This is a genomic window from Acidovorax sp. GBBC 1281 (genome assembly GCF_028473645.1).
Lineage (GTDB): Bacteria > Pseudomonadota > Gammaproteobacteria > Burkholderiales > Burkholderiaceae_C > Paracidovorax.
The window spans coordinates 3,095,128-3,113,543 of the sequence record NZ_CP097269.1; the positions used below are offsets into that span (position 1 = coordinate 3,095,128).

The following is an 18,416-nucleotide window of genomic DNA, read 5'->3' on the forward strand; positions in this document are numbered from 1 at the left end:
TGGTCAGCCAGCGTCGACGGCGCCGTCAGGCGCGCTCGAACACTGCCATGCTTTCCACGTGCGCCGTGTGGGGAAACATGTTGACCACGCCCGCGGCCACGCACCGATAGCCCGCCTGGTGCACCAGCAGCCCCGCATCGCGTGCCAGCGTGGCCGGATTGCAGCTCACGTACACGATGCGCTGGGGCGGCACCCAACCTTCGGCCCCTGCCGGCAGCGCAGGCGCCTCTTCAGCACCCAGGCGTGCCTGGTGGATGTCCGCCAGGGCTTTGGCGAGGGCAAAGGCCCCTTCGCGGGGTGGATCGACCAGCCATTTGTCCGCCACGCCATCGGTCACCAGCATCTCCGGGGTCATTTCGAACAGATTCCGCGCGACGAAGTCCGTCGGGGCCAGGGGCTGCCCTTCGGCGGTCAAGGCTTGGTTGTACCGGTAGTTCTCGCGCGAGCGGGCCACGAGGGCCTCACTGCCTTCGATGCCCAGCACTTCGCGCGCCTGAGTGGCGATGGGCAGCGTGAAGTTGCCCAGGCCGCAGAACCAGTCGATCACCCGCTCCTGCTTGCGCGCGTCCAGCAGGCGCAAGGCACGCGACACCAGGACGCGGTTGATGTGCGGATTCACCTGCGTGAAATCCGTGGGCTTGAACGGCATGGTGATGCCGAAATCAGGCAGTGCATAGGACAGCTGCTCGCTATCGGCATCCAGCAGCTTCACGGTATCGGGCCCCTTGGGCTGCAGCCACCATTGCACGCCCTGCTCGGCCGCAAAGGCTCGCAGCTTGGCCAGGTCGTCCGTGCTCAGGGGTTCCAGGTGCCGCAGGACGAGGGCGGTGACGTGGTCGCCGCAGGCCAGTTCGATCTGGGGGCAGGTGTCGCGGGCCTCCATGGAGGCGATCAGGGCGCGCAACGGCACCAGCATGGCGCTCACATGGGGGGGAAGCACGGGGCAGACCTCCATGTCGGCCACGTAGCGGCTCTTGCGCTCGTGGAAGCCGACGAGCACCTGGCCTTTCTTGATCACGTAGCGGACCGAAAGGCGCGCACGGTAGCGGTATCCCCAGGCCGGGCCTTCGATGGGCCGCATGATGGTCTCGGCCTTGACCTTGCCCAGGTGCCAGAGGTTGTCCTCCAGCACCCGCTGCTTCACGGCCACCTGGGCAGCCACGTGCAGGTGCTGCATCTTGCAGCCGCCGCAGGCTCCGGCATGCAGGCCGAAATGCGGGCAGCCCGGGCGCACGCGTTGCGACGATTCACGGTGGATTGCCGTGAGGCTGGCCTGCTCCCAGTTGTTCTTCTTGCGGTGGGTATTGGCAGTGACGAGTTCCAGGGGCAATGCGCCGTCGATGAAGACGACCTTGCCGTCGGGCTTGCGGGCCACGCCCTGGGCGTCCATGTCCATGGACGTGACTTCCAGCCAGCCTTGCGGCCATTCGTTCGTGGGGATCGGTGTTTCTGTGGGGTCGCTCATCCCCCGATTGTCTCAGGCCGGGCCGCCCTTACCGGCGCGAGGCGTCAGCTGCGGTCGGCGCGTGCGCGGCGCGGGGTGGCAGGCAACGCTTGCACCGAAGCGCCGCCCATGGATGCAGACACGGGAAGCCGGTTGATCTCCAATTCGCAGCCATAGTTGTCCAGCGTGAACACCAGCGTGCCTCCGGGAACCACGCGGGGAAGCGTTTCGTGCACCTGGCGGGCCAGGTCCACTGGAGGCCGTTGCGAGCGGTAGAGCACCTGCTGGTCGGCGCCATAGACGAGGTAGCAGGCGGCAGACGCGCCCTGGGAGAAAAAGCCGGCCAGAAGCGCGGCGGCGGCATAGCGGATGGCTAGCATGGTGGGATCCCTTCCTCGGTGCGTTATCACAGGTGAATGGCGCCGATTATTGCGGACTTCATGCCACGGCGGATCAGCGATGGGAGCCCCGGTGCGACAGACGGCGCCCCGTTCAGCCCAGATTCAGGTGGGTGGAGTGCTTGACCTCCTCCATGACGGCGTAGGTTCGCGTCTCGCGCACGCCGGGCAGTTGCCAGAGCACATGGCCGGCAAATTCGCGGTAGGCCGTCATGTCGGCCGAGCGGGTTTTGAGCAGGTAGTCGAACCCGCCCGCCACCATGTGGCACTCCAGGATCTCGGGGTGCACCTGCACCGCCGCCTTGAATTGGTCGAACACATTGGGAGTCGTGCGGTCCAGCAACACCTCCACGAACACCAGCAGCCCGGCCCCGAGCTTGAGCGGATTGAGCCGCGCCTCGTAACCCAAGATGTATCCGTCGCGGGTGAGGCGCTGCACGCGGGACAGCACGGCCGTGGGCGACAGCGCCACGCGTTCCGCCAGTTTGAGGTTCGCGATGCGTCCGTCTTCCTGAAGCGTTTTGAGGATGCGGCGATCAATGCGATCCAGGGAGGGTTCGGCGTCTTGCATCTTTGGATTTTTATTCTGTTCTATCGGGTTTTTTTGGAAAGTAATTCAAATTAATCGCTTGCATGATGCACAGACCTCCAGCTCACTGGTCTTCCTACGCCGCCATGTCCCTCTCCGCCGACTCTGCCGCACCCGCAACCGACGATTTCGCCTTCGCGCCCCGCCCCCTGGACAGCCATCCGTTGCGCCATGCCATTACCGCCGCGTACCGGCGGCCCGAGCCGCAGGCGCTGGCCCCCTTGCTGGATCTGGCGCGCCTGCCGGGCAGTGTGTCCGGCGACATCCAGGCGCTGGCCCTGCGCCTGGCCGACACGTTGCGCCACCGCAAGAGCGCTGGCGGACGGGCGGGCATCGTGCAGGGCTTGCTGCAGGAGTTCGCCCTGTCGTCCCAGGAAGGGGTTGCGCTCATGTGCCTGGCCGAGGCCTTGCTGCGCATTCCCGACAGTGCCACGCGCGACGCGTTGATCCGCGACAAGATCCGCTCGGGCGACTGGGAGCCCCATCTGGGCAAGAGCCCCTCGCTGTTCGTGAACGCCGCCACCTGGGGCCTGCTGCTCACCGGCAAGCTCGTGGCCACGCACAGCGAGCGCGGCCTGACCTCCGCGCTGCGGCGCCTGACCGCCAAGGGCGGCGAGCCCCTCATTCGCAAGGGCGTGGACATGGCGATGCGCATGATGGGCGAGCAGTTCGTCACCGGCGAGACGATCGATCAAGCGCTCTCCAACGCCCGCACGATGGAAGCACAGGGCTTTCGTTACTCCTACGACATGCTGGGCGAGGCCGCATTGACCGCGGACGATGCGGCGCGCTATCTGCGCTCCCACGTGGAGGCGATCCACGCCATCGGCAAGGCGTCCGCCGGCCGCGGCGTGTACGAGGGACCCGGCATCTCGATCAAGCTGTCGGCGCTGCACCCGCGCTACAGCCGGGCGCAATATGCCCGCGTGATGGACGAGCTGTACCCCAAGGTGCTGCAACTGGTCGAGCTGGCCCGCCAGTACGACATCGGACTGAACATCGACGCCGAAGAGGCCGACCGGCTGGAGCTGTCGCTCGACCTGCTGGAGCGGCTGTGCCGCGCCCCGTCGCTGGCGGGCTGGAACGGCATCGGCTTCGTCATCCAGGCCTACCAGAAGCGCTGTCCGCACGTGATCGACTGGGTGATCGACCTGGCGCGCAACACCGGGCACCGCCTGATGATCCGTCTGGTCAAGGGCGCCTACTGGGACAGCGAGATCAAGCGCGCTCAGCTGGACGGCCTGTCCGACTACCCGGTGTACACCCGCAAGGCGCACACCGACGTCTCCTACATCGCCTGCGCACGCAAGCTGCTCGCCGCCACCGACGTGGTGTACCCCCAGTTCGCCACGCACAACGCGCAGACGCTGGCCACCATTTACCAACTCGCGGGCCCCGGCTACCAGCCAGGACAGTACGAGTTCCAGTGCCTGCACGGCATGGGCGAGCCGCTGTACGAGCAGGTGGTGGGCGCACCCTCGGACGGCAAGCTGGGCCGCCCCTGCCGCATCTATGCGCCAGTGGGCACGCACGAAACCTTGCTCGCCTACCTCGTGCGCCGATTGCTGGAAAACGGTGCCAACACCTCGTTCGTGAACCGCGTGGCCGACACCACGCTGGCGCTGGAATCGCTCGTGAGCGACCCCGTCGCCACGGTGGATGCCGCCGCGGCGGCGGAAGGCACCACCGCTCTGCCCCATCCCCGCATTCCGCTGCCCAAGGACCTGTACGGGGCCCGCCGCGCCAATTCGGCGGGAGTGGACCTGTCCAACGAATCCGTGCTGGCCCGGCTGTCGAATGCGCTGGCCGCTGAAAGGCAGCAGTTCTGGCAGGCCGAGCCCCTCATCGACGGACCGGTGGCCGACACAGGCACAACGCTCGCCGTGCGCAACCCCGCGGACCCCACCGATGTCGTGGGCCACGTGCAGGAGGCGACCGATGCCGACGTGGACTGCGCGCTGCAGGCCGCCTGCGATGCCGGCCCCGGCTGGGCCGCCACGGCGCCCAACGCACGGGCTGCTGCGCTGCGGCGCACCGCCGGCCTGCTGGAGGCGGGCCTGCCCCAGCTGATGAGCCTGCTGATGCGCGAGGCCGGCAAGACCTGCGCCAACGCGGTGGCCGAAGTGCGCGAGGCGGTGGACTTCCTGCGCTACTACGCCGTGCAGACCGAGGGCCATTTCGACAACGAGACCCACCGCCCGATCGGCCCCGTGGTCTGCATCAGCCCATGGAATTTTCCGCTCGCCATCTTCATGGGACAGGTGGCCGCCGCCCTGGCCGCCGGCAACACCGTGCTGGCCAAACCGGCGGAGCAAACCCCGCTGATCGCAGCCGAAGCCGTGCGCCTGCTGCATGAAGCAGGTGTGCCGCACGGTGCGGTGCAACTGCTGCCAGGGCGTGGCGAGACGGTGGGCGCCCGGCTGGTGGGCGATGCCCGTGTGATGGGAGTGATGTTCACCGGTTCCACCGAAGTCGCGCGCATCCTGCAGCGCAGCGTGGCCGGACGGCTCGACGCGCAGGGCCGCCCGATTCCGCTGATTGCCGAAACCGGCGGGCAGAACGCGATGATCGTGGACTCCTCCGCGCTGGTGGAGCAGGTGGTGGGCGACGTGGTGGCCTCGGCCTTCGACAGCGCCGGCCAGCGCTGCTCCGCCCTGCGCGTGCTGTGCGTGCAGACCGATGCAGCCGACCGCGTGATCACCATGCTCAAGGGCGCCATGGCCGAGTTGACCGTGGGCGATCCCGGCCTGCTGGCGGTGGACGTGGGCCCGGTGATCGACGAAGAGGCCCGCGCCGGCATCGAAGAGCACGTGGCCACGCTGCGCGCCCAAGGCCGCGCCGTGTTCCGCCCAGCGGTGGATGCCGAAGTGCTGGCGCGCGGCACCTTCGTCGTCCCGACGCTGATCGAGCTGTCCAGCATCGGCGAGCTCAAGCGCGAAGTGTTCGGCCCCGTGCTGCACGTGGTGCGCTACGCCAGCGATGGGCTGGAGACCCTGCTCGACCAGATCAACGCGACGGGCTACGGCCTCACGCAGGGACTGCACACGCGCATCGACGAGACGGTGGAGCGCGTGGTGCGCCGCGCGCACGCGGGCAATGTCTATGTGAACCGCAACATGGTGGGCGCCGTCGTGGGCGTACAGCCTTTCGGTGGCGAGGGGCTGTCGGGCACGGGCCCCAAGGCCGGCGGGCCGCTGTACCTGCTGCGCCTGCTGTCCCAGCACCCGGCCGACGCCGCGTGTGCCGCGATCGGCAGCACGGCCGCCGCCCCACCGGACGCCGCTGCGCGCGCCGTGCTGCAGGCCCCGCTGCAGGCCCTGGCCGCCTGGGCGCCGGGCGCAGGCCATGGCACGCTTGCAGCCACCTGCAAGGCCTTGGCCGATGCCGCGGTGGCCGGCCTGGCTTGCACCTTGCCGGGCCCCACGGGCGAGCGCAACCAGTACACACTGGCGCCCCGCGCCCGCACGCTCTGCCTGGCCGACAACGACAGCGATCGGTTGACCCAGCTGGCGGCGGTGATGGCCGTCGGGGGCAGCGCGGTGTGGCCGGCGGCCGAAGCCAGCGCCCTGCATGCCCGGCTGCCCGCCAGCGTGCAGACGCGCGTGGCCTTGGCGAACGACTGGCGCAGCCCCAGCGTGGCGCTGGACGCCGTGCTGCACCAGGGCAGCGCCGAGGCCCTGGCGGCGCTGTGCCATCAGATGGCGCAGCGGCCGGGTCCCATCGTGGGCATCACCACGCTGGCGGCGGGGGGCACCGTGGTACCGCTGGAGCGGCTGGTCATCGAGCGTGCCCTGAGCGTGAACACCGCAGCGGCCGGCGGCAATGCCAGCCTGATGACCATGGCCTGACACGGGACTGATGCGTGACAAGAGGCTGATAGTCAAAATGGCCTCCAGCACATGATCGACTAGGGCATATAGCTATAAATTTCATAGCAACCGATCATCAGCCGCTACCGATCGCGCCCGTCCGAAGCCCGCGGTGCGTGGGCTACTTGCCTACCGCTGCAGCACGGGCTCGTCCTGCGGATGCGCCAGCCCCCGCATGATCTGAACGACCTGGGGCTGGTCCACCAGCACGCACGGTTTGCCCGTGCGCTTGCAGTGGTCCTGCACCCGCCAATAGTCGTCATGGCCGACGCAGCCGGTCTGGCAGATCACGAAGTCGGCGGCGATCAGGCTGGCTTCCAGCGCCGCATTTCCGCCGGGCAATGCGGCGGCGCTTTCTTCCACCGCCGCTTCCGGCTTGCGGCCCACCGGCTGCGCGATCAGGCTGCCCGCGGCATCCGGCGCAATGCAAACCACGGACCGCATGCGTCCTGGCCGGGCCGACAGGCCCTCGGTCGCCACCGCCCGCAACGCCATGGCAGGCAATGGCATGGTGTGATGGGAACGCGCGGCCCGCCACTGCCAGTGCAGCACCTCGCGCATCAGCTCATGGATGCGCTGCCCCAGGGCTTCGATCTGCCGGCCCATGGCACGCCGCCGCGCCGGGCCCTGGAGCGCAGCGGCATTCCCTTCGGCGGCCTCCTCCCGGGCGAATGCCAGCGCCGTCTCGGCCACGATGGCCCGTGCCCGCAGGCGGATGGACTGGGCCTGCAGGCGCTCGATCTCTGAAGCCTGCATGGCCAGTAAACGGCTGCAGCGGATCTGCGCCCGCCCATACCCGTCCAGAAGGACCCGGTGTTCCTCGATGAGATCTTCCAACGGCGTGTCGGTCATCTGCGCTCCCTTTTCAAACCGATGCGGGACGAGCCCGATGCCAGCAAGGCGCACCCGGCTGCGCCCCTGCTCGACCCACAGTGAACTGCTGAGGTGCCGCTGCAAGCGCGGCACATTTGATTGATAACCATTCTCATTTAATGATACACTGGCGTCAATCGCTGGCCAGGGTGTTCGGTGGTTCTTCTCAGAATCCACCGCCAATCCGGTCAGCCCCCAATCGGTTTCATCGTGGGGCGACTCCCGGACTCTCCGTCCGAAGGGTCGTTTTTTGCCAGCCAACGGGCGTGCTCGCGTAGCCAGGCTTTTTTTGCGATGAATGCATCCGTTCGAACGAATGAACGGCGTCCTTTCCAGACTGCAATGCCGCGCGGCCTTCACCGGCGTGCGAACGCCTGCCGCCAGCACCATTCCCTCTTCCTTGCTGGTCGTCCTGGGGCTGGCGCCAGCCTCCATGGCCCCTGCGCCAGGGGCCATGGAGCGTCGGCATCAACCGAACACGATCTCGAAATCGCTGTCCGATGCGCTGAGCTGGATCTGGCGGATCACGTGCGCGTCCACGGACGATTGCAGGAACTGCATGGCCAGGCGCGGCAGCAGGTTCTGCGTGATGATGCCGTCCACCATGCGCGCGCCGGATTCGACCTCGCTGCAGCGCTGGCGAATCAGCTGCACCGCGGCCTCGTCGAACGTGAACTGCGCGTTGTGCCGCTCCAGGATGCGGGTCTGGATGCGCTGCAACTGCAGGCGGATGATCTGGTCCAGCATCGCGTCGGAGATGGGGAAATACGGCACCACCACCAGCCGGCCCAGCAACGCAGCCGGAAACTTTTCGAGCAACGGCTGGCGCACGGCCTTGGCCAGGGCCTCGGGCGGCGGCACCAGATCGGGGTCGCGGCACATGCCGGCGATCAGCTCCGAACCCACGTTGGAGGTCAGGATGATCACCGTGTTCTTGAAATCGATGTAACGCCCTTCCCCGTCTTCCATCCAACCCTTGTCGAACACCTGGAAGAACAGCTCGTGCACGTCGGGGTGGGCCTTCTCGATCTCATCGAGCAGCACCACGCTGTAGGGCCGACGGCGCACGGCTTCGGTCAGCACACCGCCTTCGCCGTAGCCCACGTAGCCGGGCGGCGCGCCCTTCAGGGTCGAGACCGTGTGCGCTTCCTGGAACTCGCTCATGTTGATGGTGATGAGGTTCTGTTCGCCACCGTACAGCGCCTCGGCGAGCGAAAGCGCGGTCTCGGTCTTGCCTACGCCCGACGGGCCCGCCAGCAGGAACACGCCGATGGGCTTGCCCGGGTTGTCCAGCTGCGCGCGGGCGGTCTGGATGCGCCGCGTGATGGCCTCCAGGCCATGCCGCTGGCCGATCACCCGCTTTTCCAGCGTGTCCGCCAGCGTGAGCACCGATTTGACTTCGTCGCGCACCATGCGGCCCACCGGAATGCCGGTCCACTCCGCCACCACGGCGGCCACCACGCTGGCATCGACCACGGGCTGCAGCAACGGGTCCTCGCCCTGCATGCGCAGCAGTTCACCGCGCAGGCCGCTCAACTGCTGGACGGCCGCGGGGTCCGCACCATCGCCCTGCGCTGGCGCAGGTGCCGAATCGGCCGGGCCCTGCACATCGGCGGATGCCACGGTGCCGCCCTGCGCGGCGCTTTCGGCGGGCGGCGCAGCTTGGGCCGCGGCCTCCTTGGCCACGCGGCGGGACAGCACGGCTGCCTCCGCGTCCACGATCTGCTGCACCATGGCCTTTTCGCTTTCGAAGCGGGCCTTGAGCACCTCATGCTCTGCCTCCAGCCGCGCCAGCGACGCATTGATTTCGTCGAAGCGCTCGGTCTCCCCCACGCCCAGGTCCAGTTCGCGCTGCACGATGTCCTTTTCGACCGCCAGCGACTCCAGTTGCCGGATCACGGCCTCCAGGCGCGCCGGGGTGGCATGCAGGCCCATCGCCACGCGCGAGCAGGCGGTGTCCAGCAGGCTCACCGCTTTGTCCGGCAGTTGTCGCGAGGGGATGTAGCGGTGCGACAGGCTGACGGCGGCGGCCACCGCGTCGTCGCCGATGCGCACGCGGTGGTGGCCTTCCAGCTTGGCGGCCACGCCACGCAGCATGAGCACGGCCTTGGCTTCGTCCGGCTCGTGGATCTGCACGAGCTGGAAGCGCCGGGTGAGCGCCGGGTCTTTCTCGATGTACTTCTTGTACTCGGCCCAGGTGGTGGCCCCGATGGTGCGCAGCACGCCGCGCGCGAGCGCGGGCTTGAGCAGGTTGGCCGCATCGCCCGTGCCGGCCTGCCCGCCCGCGCCGATCAGCGTATGGACCTCGTCGATGAAGAGCACGATGGGCGCCGTGCTGGCCTGCACCTCGTCCAGCAGGGCCCGCAGGCGGTTCTCGAACTCGCCTTTCATGCTGGCGCCGGCCTGCAGCAGGCCGATGTCCACGACGCGCAGCTGCACGTCCTTGAGCGGCGGCGGCACGTCGCCCGCCGCGATGCGCAGCGCCAGGCCTTCGACCACGGCCGTCTTGCCCACGCCGGCCTCGCCGACGAGGATGGGGTTGTTCTGGCGGCGGCGCATCAGGATGTCGACCATCTGGCGGACTTCTTCGTCACGCCCGGTCACGGGGTCCAGTTCCTGCTGGCGCGCGCGCTCGGTCAGATCGACCGTGTATTTCTGCAGCGCCTCGCCACGCCCCGTGCCGGTCGGGCCCGTGGCACCGCTGGCCTCGCCGGGCACGCCCGAGAGGCCGGAACCGTCTGCCGCGCCCAGGCGCGATTCCGGCGAATCGGGCAGCAGCTTCGCGAACGCGTCGCTCAAGGCCGGCTCCGTCAAACGGCCCAGTTCGCTGGAAATGGCCCGCAGTTCATTGGCCATTGCCCGCGTGCGGACCATGCCGGAGAGCCAGTAGGCGCTGCGGATCTGGGACTCGCCGAACATCAGCGTGGCATAGACCCAGCCGCGCTCGATGGCGGTCTCGATCTGCGCCGAGAAATCGCTGATCGAGGTGGCCCCGCGCGGAAGGCGGTCCAGGCTCTGCAGCACGTCGGCCGCGAGCTTTTCAGCGTCGATCTCGAAGTGCCGGAACACGCGCACCAGATCGGAATCGGTTTCCTGCAGCAACTGGTGCAACCAGTGCACCAGCTCCACATACGGGTTGCCACGCAGCTTGCAGAACACCGTAGCGCTTTCCAGCGACTTGAACAGCAGGGGATTCAATTTTCCGAAAAGGGCTTGCCGGCTAATTTCAGACATGGGACCTCGGTGAGTCAGTTTTTAAAAAGGGAGCGCATCAGGCGTGCGCGGATGTGGGTGGCGAGGTGGCGCGGCGGGCAGCGCCCTTGCGCAGGGTCAGCCAGTGCTCGGGGTCCAGGCGGAAGTCGTCCGGATCGCGGGTGGCGGGCGCCGACAGGGACCAGGTCGTCCACCCCAGCCGCGTGGCGCCGCCGAGCTGGCAGGGGGGCACGTCTTCGCGGCGCAGCACCAGTTCGAAGTCCCACGCGAACTCGATGCCCAGGTAGTTGCGCACCCAGTCCACCAGCGCCTGGAAGTCTTCGCCCGAAGGCAGGAAACGTTCGTACTGCGCCAGCGTGAGCGGCCCGATCCGCAGCCGGAACTTGCTCTGTGCATCGGGCACCCGGCTTCCGACCACGGTGTCCACGCCCAACTGTGAATTGCAGGCATTGCGCGACAGCCGCGTTTGCTGGCGGGGTTCGAGTTCCAGGTAGTGCAGTACGTATTCGATCAACTCCACCGGCACGCCGAAATACAGGCGAATGGCGGCGGTCAGGCCTTCCGGGTTGCGCGTCCAGCGGGTGAGGTGGCCCGCCATGTACTGCTTGGCGTGGTCAGGCACCGCGTCGCGGGACCGCTGTGTGGGCTCGCCCAGCCCCACCAGACTGCGCACATGCCGGCCGAAGGAGTCGTCGCCCGCCCGGTCCAGCGAGGTGGTCGGCTGCGGGTCCGACCACGCCCGAAAGAACAGCAGCAAGAGCCGGTGGTGGAAGATGTCCGAAAAGCGCGCAAGCGTCGGGTCGTCGTACTGCCGCAGGCGCTCGCGCACGTACTCTGTTAGGTGCGTGGGCATCGGCCCGTTGGGCCCGTAGAGCCCGAAATTCCACACCATCAGCCGCTCTGGCTGGCCCGCCACAGCGGGCAGGACCTCCGCGAGGGTCGCCGGCGCAAAAGCCAGCGACGGGTCCTGGCCCAGGCGCAGGGACTCGCCCTGGGGCCGCAGTGCCCGGCCGAACCGGGGAAACTCGGGCTGGCGGGCCTGCAGCAGCCGCAACGTGAAGAACAGATCGAATTCGTGCGGGTTGTCTTTCAGCTTCTGCCAAAAGAGCGCCACCCCGGCCTCGCTTGCCGGCCGTGCAATCCGCGCCTGCCGGGCGTCGCCCGCGTCGAGCGTGGGCAAACGGCTCATGTGCAGGGCCTTTGGCCAGGCCGCACCCGCCACTGCGCGATGCGGCCGCGCTGGCGCGAATCGAGGGCCAGTTCGGTGTAGCTGTTCACTCCCACGTGCCGCGCGAAGAAGCGCTCCAGGACGGCCATCAGCGGCCAGGGGCTGACACCGGCCAGGGAGCTTTCGTCCACGCCGACCGAGACCCCCACGCCACGGCCATAGACCAGTTGCCCATGCTGAGGCAGGCGGCGGGTGATGGCGGAAATGCCCACGCCCTTGATGCTGGAGACCTGGCCGGACAGGTCCTTGTCGCCCAGGTCGAGGTACAGCCGCAGCAGATCGCGCAGCGTGGCCGCGCCCTCTTCTTCCGACAGGTCGGTCATCGCCAGGTAGTTCAGGGACAGGTGCGAGATGAGGCGCCAAGTGATCTCGTTCTCGGCCACGCTGGATGTGGGCCGCGTGGGGCCCGCTACAGTGCGAACGCGGTCCACCGGCACGGATTCCACCGTGGTGAAGTCGCCCTCGCTGCTGCGCCCGCCCATCAGCAACGGCAGGTCGCGGTTGGTGCACAGGGTGCGCACGCTCAGCTGCTTGAGATCGTCCGAAAACGGGGCTTCCCGCTGATCCACGAGGGAGATGAACACCTCGCTGCCCAGGTACTGCGTTCGGGGGCCGAAGCGCGCCGCATGTTCCGAAAACAGGCGAGGCTCTCTGCGCGCAGCAAAGTAGGCCTGGTCGCTGGACCGGATGCCATGGATGGAAGAAAACAGCGGCACGAACTCGCGGTCGTTGAGTTGCCCCTCGCGGTGGCCCGTCACGCCCAGAACGCTGTAGATCTCGAAATCCCGAGGGCGGGTGCGGTCGGGCACCACGTGGTATTCGTTGACGTTCGGCGCCACATGGATGCGGTCGGCCGGGCGTTCGAACAGGTTGATCGCGGGCACGCAGTGCAGCAGGAACTTGTGCCGATCCACCTGGGCTTCCAGCGCAGGCTGGGCACGGCGCAGCAGCAAGGTGATCGCAATGGCCTTGGTCTCGGCCTTGGCCAGAGCGGTCTGCAGCCCGCGAATCGAGAAGAACCGGAACCGCGCCGGGAACGCGAAATACTCATGGAGCAGCCGGTGCCCCTGGAAGCTGCGGTGCGAGTACGGCAACAGGGCCTGCGACTGCTCGTAGCCTTCTGCCTGCAGGGCATCGGCCGGCAGGTGGGCCCAGACCCGCGAGGGGTCCTGCGCATCGTGCACCACGATGCCGATCAGCGACTCGTGGATCAGCTCCTGCAGGTGCGATGCCACCGCATCGCCTGCCGAGATGTGCACCTCCAGCCGGTCCATGCGCAGGTCGCAAAAACGCAGCGCTCCACGGGTGGACAGGTCGATGCGCAGGTGTGCCGCAGGCTCTTCGGGCAGGCGCAGCCGCGACAGCGGCAGGTCCAGCGGCGGGCCGCCAAGACGGGCCTGCGTGAGATCGATCGGCCACAACGTGAGCTCGTGCCCGGTGCGGAAATCGCATGGCGTCTGTTCCTCCGCCGTCTTGCGCGCCCTCAGCACGCTGCCCACCGGCAGCGTGTAGCCATCGGCCAGGCTGCCTTCGCTCGCGCTGGGGTCCATCTGCACCACCACCATCGACGGCGTGGGGGCCAGATAGTGCGGACAGACCATTTCCAGAATGCGCTGGGAGAGCCGCGGAAACTCCGCGTCCATCTTCATCTGGATGCGGGCGGTCAGGAAGCTGAACCCTTCCAGCAGGCGCTCCACGTAGGGGTCGGCCACCTCCAGCTCGCGCAGCGACAGGCGGCCGGCCACCTTGGGAAAGGCGGCCGCGAATTCGGCGCCCAGCTCCCGCAGATAGCTGAGCTCCCGGTTGTAGTACTCGACCAGGCGAGGATTCATCGGGACATGCCCTCCGGCACATCGAGGACCGGTCGGATGGCGCAAATATGATGCATGGCCTGGATCACTTCACCGTAAATCAGAGACGACCACCTGCCCGGTTTCCAGGTCCAGGCTGGTCTTGAGCAGCAATTCCATCGGATAAGGCGCGGACCAGAACTGGCAACGGATTTCGAACTGCAGCGTGTTGTGGTGGCTGAACAGCTTGCTGGAGGGGGCCAGGGCCACCGTCAGCGTGTCGCGAAGGATGCGGGGCTCGTGGGCCAGGATGGACTTGCGGATGGCTTTCTCGATGTCCTTCCAGTCCAGCTCGGACAGCAACTGGCCTGCCAGTGGCGTCATGCCGAAGTTGATCACCGACCGTTCGGCCTCGGGAAGGCCTTCGAAATCGATGTGCGAGGTCGCATCCGAGGCGTTGAGCAACCAGTTCAGATCCCGCAACAGGGCCTGGCGCAGGCGGACCTCGGTGACATAGACGGCATCGGCACGCTCGGTGCGCTTGCTGGGCTCGTGGTCCGTCAGGCGGTCCAGCAGGGCCGGCTGCAGGCGGTCCTTTCCGTTGCCGAAGTTGTCATTGGGGCGCGTGGTCGCCATGGATCGGGTCAGCCCTGGGTCGATTCGGCCGAGAACTTGATGCGGCGCACGTCGAGCAGTGCATGGTCTGCCTGCTCGGAAATCCACACGCGCTGACCGAGGCCAGCCACCTGCTCCTGCCCCAGATCGCTCCACTCGGTGGTGCGCGACAGGCGCACGCCATCGGATGCCACGCTTTCCGAGCCCGGGTACCGGGTGGGAATGAATCCGAGCATCTGCCCGCCGTTGACCAGCGTCACCTCGCAGGCCGACCAGACCAGATCGCGCAAGTCCTGCGGTTTTTCGAAGTTGATCTGCTGGATCGCGGTGAAAGGAACCCAGTAGTACCCGCCGTTGGCATACAACTCGCAGACCGGGCCCAGCCGTGCATCGGAATCCGCCAGCCACTCGAACGGGCTGCCGTCCAGTTCACCCGGCGAAGCGGGTGCCTCGTCGAAGGCACTGCTGCGCAGTTCGGCGGCCTTTTCGGCCTGGCCGTCCGCCGCGCACTGGAGCGCCTCGACCATCCAGCCCAGCCAGGCCGGTGGGTCCCCCAGAATCTGCGGCGTACGCCGGCCAGCGAACACGTCCCGCCGAGCCACTTCGCAAAGAATCACCTCGCGGTAGGCCTTGGCCATCGGCGCCGTCTTGCTGTCCAGTTGCGCGCACATCTGCAATTGGTCGAGCGCCTTCTGCCACTCGCCGAACAGCACCAGCATCTGGAAGTAGTAAACGCGCAGAGACGCATCCGCCGGATCCTTGCGAATGGCCTCCTTCAACGAACTCAGCTGCGTATCCAACGGAAGCTTGGAATCAAAGATCATGGGACGGATGGGACCTTGAACGAAAGGGCATGAAGACAGCGCCGCCGATGCATCCTCCCGGCGGGAAGCCGGCGCGAGACCAGGGCCGATGCCATGTCAGGCACCCCGTGGTCTGCACCCATCGAAAGTCAGCGCTGTGGTGAATCCAAAGGCGTGGGAGTCATGACCCCCGACGCCTGTCGCAAGAGCGCTGGATCAGTTGCCGGCTTGCTTGACCGACGGCAGCTTCGAAACCAGGCGCAGCGAAACAGTCAGGCCTTCGAGCTGGTAGTGCGGACGCAGGAAGAACTTGGAGGTGTAGTAACCCGGGTTGCCCTCGACCTCTTCCACTTGCACTTCGGCAGCCGCCAGAGGCTTGCGGGCCTTGGTTTCCTGCGACGAATTGGCTGGATCGCCATCGACGTAATTCATGATCCAGTCGTTCAGCCACAGCTCCATGTCGGAACGCTCCTTGAACGATCCGATCTTGTCGCGCACGATGCACTTGAGGTAGTGCGCAAAGCGGCAGCAGGCGAACATGTAAGGCAGGCGCGCGGACAGATTGGCGTTGGCCGTGGCGTCAGCGTCGTAGTACTCGGCCGGCTTGTTCAGCGACTGCGCACCGATGAATGCGGCCACATCGGAGTTCTTGCGGTGCACCAGGGGCATGAAGCCGTTCTTGGCGAGCTCCGCTTCGCGGCGGTCGCTGATGGCGATTTCGGTCGGGCACTTCATGTCCACGCCACCATCGTCCGTTGGGAAGGTGTGGGCAGGCAGGTTGTCCACCGCACCGCCGGACTCGACACCGCGGATGGACGTGCACCAGCCGTAGTACTTGAACGAGCGGTTGATGTTCACGGCCATCGCATAGGCCGAATTGGCCCAGCAATACTTGCTGTGATCGCCGCTGGCGGTTTCCTCTTCGAAATCGAATTCGTCCACCGGGTTGGTCTTGGCGCCGTAGGGAAGGCGCGCCAGGAAACGCGGCATGGCCAGGCCGATGTACTTCGAATCATCGGACTCGCGCAGGCTGCGCCAGGCGGCGTACTCGGTGTTGGTGAAGATCTTCGTCAGGTCGCGGGGATTGGCCAGTTCCTGCCAGGATTCCATCTGCATCATGGCGGGCGAGGCGCCGGAAATGAAGGGGCAATGCGCCGCGGCGGACACCTTGGCCAGTTCGCCCAGCAATTCCACATCGGTCGGGCTGTGGTCGAAGTGGTAGTCGCCAACTAGGCAGCCGAAGGGCTCGCCACCGAACTGACCGTATTCCTCTTCGTACACCTTCTTGAAGATGGGGCTCTGGTCCCAGCCCACTCCCTTGTAGCGCCGCATGTTGCGATGCAGTTCCTTCTTGGAGATGTTCATCACGCGGATCTTGAGCATCTCGTCCACTTCGGTGTTGTGGACCAGATGGTGCAGACCGCGCCATGCGCCTTCCAGTTGCTGGAATTCGCTGTGGTGAATGATCTGGTTCACCTGCTCGGACAGCTTGCGGTCGATTTCCGCAATGATCGCCTGCACCGTTTGATAGGCGTCATCCGACAGCGTGGCGGAGGCCGCAAGGGCCTGCTGGGCCAAGGTCTGCACCGCGGCTTCGACGGCCTCGCGTGCCTGATCGGTCTTGGGCTTGAATTCTTTTTGCAGCAGCGAAGCGAATTCGTTGCCTTCGAGTGTCTGGGCGGCTGGTGCCGCTTCCATTTGGCGTGCATTCATGGTCGGGTCACTCCTCGCTTATTTCACGTCCGTCGATGGTTCAGCGCTGTCGGCCGGCTTGGGCATGGCGGCGAGCGATTTGAGCAGTGCCGGATCCTTCAAGACCTTGCTGATCAATTCTTCGGCCCCTTGCTTGCCGTCCATGTACGACAGCAGGTTGTGCAACTGCGTGCGTGCCTCGAGCATGGAATTGAGCGCACCGACCTTGCGGGCGATGGCCGCGGGGGAAAAATCCTCCATGCTGTCGAACGTGAGTTCGATGTGCAGGCGGCCATCGCCGGTCAGGGTATTGGGCACGTTGAAAGAGACGCGGGGCTTGATGGACTTCATCCGCGCATCGAAATTATCGATGTCGATTTCCAGGAATTTGCGGTCGGCAATCTCCGGCAACGCTTCGACAGGCTTGCCGGACAAGTCGGCCATCACGCCCATCACAAACGGGATCTGCACTTTCTTTTCAGAGCCGTAGATTTCCACGTCGTATTCGATCTGGACCCGGGGGGCGCGATTGCGAGCGATGAATTTCTGACCACTCTTGCCCGTTTTGCTCAGTGTCATGATGTAACTTCTCTTTTCCTAGGATTTATAAAACGTGAGCGTAGGGTCTTGTGAAGGCATCGCAATTACAACGACTTCGCAACAACACCAACTTACAAATTCATAACAAAATGGAACGCCCATTTCTTTGGGCACGCCGCATCACCGTTCTTGGTCGGCTGGATTACCACTCCGATACTGGAACATACCGCAGAGAGGGTCCGCGGATCCAGACTCAAACCCATGAATGGAACTTTGGACAGGCTGTAGTATCCGCACTGCGCTCCGTCCCGCAAGTATCTCCAGCCCTTCGCGCTTAGATGCTACAAAACGTTTACAGAGGGCTCTTCACGCCAGTGATATTTTCCACTTGGGCCACGCTGTCTGGAGACAGTTCACGAAGAATGTCAAGAAAGTCCAGGCTCATCAGTCGCACGGCCCTTCGGATCAGCAAGGGAGCAGGATTGGTGGGCTCCGTGCGTTCCAGAAATTCAGCAATCTCCATCAGGCGCGACACGGCATCGGACCGCGTGCGCAGCGCAAATCCCTGGTTGGATGCAGTAGCCAGAGGAGTTTCAACAGGTACGCCCCCCGCCTCTTCCTCCGCGTCCGACACCGGCGCGGCAGCATCGGCATCCTTGGGAATCAGATCGCGAAGCACGCTGAACACGCCGCGAATCTGCTCCAGATCGGGTCGTTGGTCCGCGTCGAGTTGATCGCGGAAGATGGCTTGCATCGAATCGAAAGCCTCGCTGGCCACGACCCACGCGCGGAGCGTCTCGTTGCCCTGCCGCCAGGCGTCGAACACGGCGCCACGCAATTGATCCAGCGACATCTTGATGGTGCCATCAGCTGCCGTGCCGCGCGCCAGGGCCTCCGCATCCCGGACATTGATCGCACCTGCAGCAGACCGCAAGAAATCCTGTTGGCGAAGATCCCGCAGTTGCCCGGTCACGTCGTTCAGCGAAGCCACTGCATTCATTCGCATGAAGTGATCGCCGTCTTCCGGCAGCGGATGGAGGTGATCCCAATGCTGGCTGAACATGGCAGACATCAGCTGCACCCCCTGGGACATGCCGCGAACGCCCTGCGTGTTGGTCAGGGCGTGGGACAGCTTGGCCAACACCCGGATGTCTTTGGTGCGGGAAAGGAGCGCCGTGGAGCGCTTTTCCACGTCACGCCAGTCCGGCGGCTCCGCCGGGATCACGGTCTCGCCGAACTGCTGCTCCGGCTTGCCATTCGCGGCGTTTTCCAGGGCAAGAAAGTCGGCGTCGTACGTCAGATCCTCACCGCAAGGTGGGGCATCGCTGGTGGGCGCCAGCAGGGCGTCAAGATCGATCATTC

13 protein-coding genes are annotated in these 18,416 nt (G+C 66.1%); 1 reads left to right on the top strand and 12 read right to left on the bottom strand.

Annotated elements, in window-relative coordinates; translation table 11 throughout:
* Positions 1-25: 25 nt before the first annotated feature.
* The 3 genes from rlmD to M5C96_RS14420 form a co-directional block, all read right to left on the bottom strand.
* Positions 26-1,465, bottom strand: coding sequence for a 23S rRNA (uracil(1939)-C(5))-methyltransferase RlmD (gene rlmD / locus M5C96_RS14410; RefSeq protein ID WP_272563848.1), 1,440 nt, complete (start codon positions 1,463-1,465; stop codon positions 26-28).
* A 44-nt stretch (positions 1,466-1,509) separates the two neighbouring features.
* Positions 1,510-1,824 carry a hypothetical protein gene (locus M5C96_RS14415; protein WP_272563849.1) on the bottom strand — a complete coding sequence of 105 codons (315 nt, stop codon included), beginning with the start codon at positions 1,822-1,824 and terminating at the stop codon, positions 1,510-1,512.
* Positions 1,825-1,936: 112 nt separating this feature from the next.
* Positions 1,937-2,413 (bottom strand): Lrp/AsnC ligand binding domain-containing protein, encoded by a 477-nt coding sequence (locus tag M5C96_RS14420; protein ID WP_272563850.1) that lies wholly within the window; start codon positions 2,411-2,413, stop codon positions 1,937-1,939.
* Positions 2,414-2,517: 104 nt separating this feature from the next.
* Here M5C96_RS14420 and putA point away from each other — a divergent pair, with 104 nt between their 5' ends.
* Entirely contained in the window at positions 2,518-6,279 is a 3,762-nt protein-coding gene (gene putA, locus M5C96_RS14425) for a trifunctional transcriptional regulator/proline dehydrogenase/L-glutamate gamma-semialdehyde dehydrogenase (protein ID WP_272563851.1), read from the top strand.
* A 150-nt stretch (positions 6,280-6,429) separates the two neighbouring features.
* Here the strand turns inward: putA and M5C96_RS14430 are convergent, their stop codons facing one another.
* The 9 genes from M5C96_RS14430 to tssA all read right to left on the bottom strand — a co-directional run bounded on the left by M5C96_RS14430 (position 6,430) and on the right by tssA (position 18,414).
* Positions 6,430-7,563, bottom strand: coding sequence for a DUF2325 domain-containing protein (locus M5C96_RS14430; protein WP_272563852.1), 1,134 nt, complete (start codon positions 7,561-7,563; stop codon positions 6,430-6,432).
* Between the two features lie 78 nt (positions 7,564-7,641).
* Positions 7,642-10,407 carry a type VI secretion system ATPase TssH gene (gene tssH / locus M5C96_RS14435; RefSeq protein WP_272563853.1) on the bottom strand — a complete coding sequence of 922 codons (2,766 nt, stop codon included), beginning with the start codon at positions 10,405-10,407 and terminating at the stop codon, positions 7,642-7,644.
* 37 nt (positions 10,408-10,444) lie between these two features.
* Positions 10,445-11,575 carry a type VI secretion system baseplate subunit TssG gene (tssG, locus tag M5C96_RS14440; protein WP_272563854.1) on the bottom strand — a complete coding sequence of 377 codons (1,131 nt, stop codon included), beginning with the start codon at positions 11,573-11,575 and terminating at the stop codon, positions 10,445-10,447.
* Complete coding sequence (gene tssF / locus M5C96_RS14445; RefSeq protein WP_272563855.1) at positions 11,572-13,446, bottom strand: type VI secretion system baseplate subunit TssF; 1,875 nt, start codon at positions 13,444-13,446, stop codon at positions 11,572-11,574. Before tssF ends, tssG begins: the two co-directional genes overlap by 4 nt.
* A 69-nt stretch (positions 13,447-13,515) precedes the next feature.
* A complete protein-coding gene (gene tssE, locus M5C96_RS14450) occupies positions 13,516-14,040 on the bottom strand; it encodes a type VI secretion system baseplate subunit TssE (protein WP_272563856.1) in 525 nt (174 codons plus the stop codon).
* An 8-nt stretch (positions 14,041-14,048) separates the two neighbouring features.
* A complete protein-coding gene (locus tag M5C96_RS14455; protein ID WP_272563857.1) occupies positions 14,049-14,843 on the bottom strand; it encodes a type VI secretion system accessory protein TagJ in 795 nt (264 codons plus the stop codon).
* A 195-nt stretch (positions 14,844-15,038) separates the two neighbouring features.
* A complete protein-coding gene (gene tssC / locus M5C96_RS14460; protein ID WP_272563858.1) occupies positions 15,039-16,535 on the bottom strand; it encodes a type VI secretion system contractile sheath large subunit in 1,497 nt (498 codons plus the stop codon).
* An 18-nt stretch (positions 16,536-16,553) separates the two neighbouring features.
* On the bottom strand, positions 16,554-17,093 hold the full coding sequence (gene tssB / locus M5C96_RS14465; protein ID WP_272563859.1) for a type VI secretion system contractile sheath small subunit: 540 nt from the start codon (positions 17,091-17,093) through the stop codon (positions 16,554-16,556).
* Between the two features lie 313 nt (positions 17,094-17,406).
* Entirely contained in the window at positions 17,407-18,414 is a 1,008-nt protein-coding gene (gene tssA / locus M5C96_RS14470; protein WP_272563860.1) for a type VI secretion system protein TssA, read from the bottom strand.
* Positions 18,415-18,416: the final 2 nt, after the last annotated feature.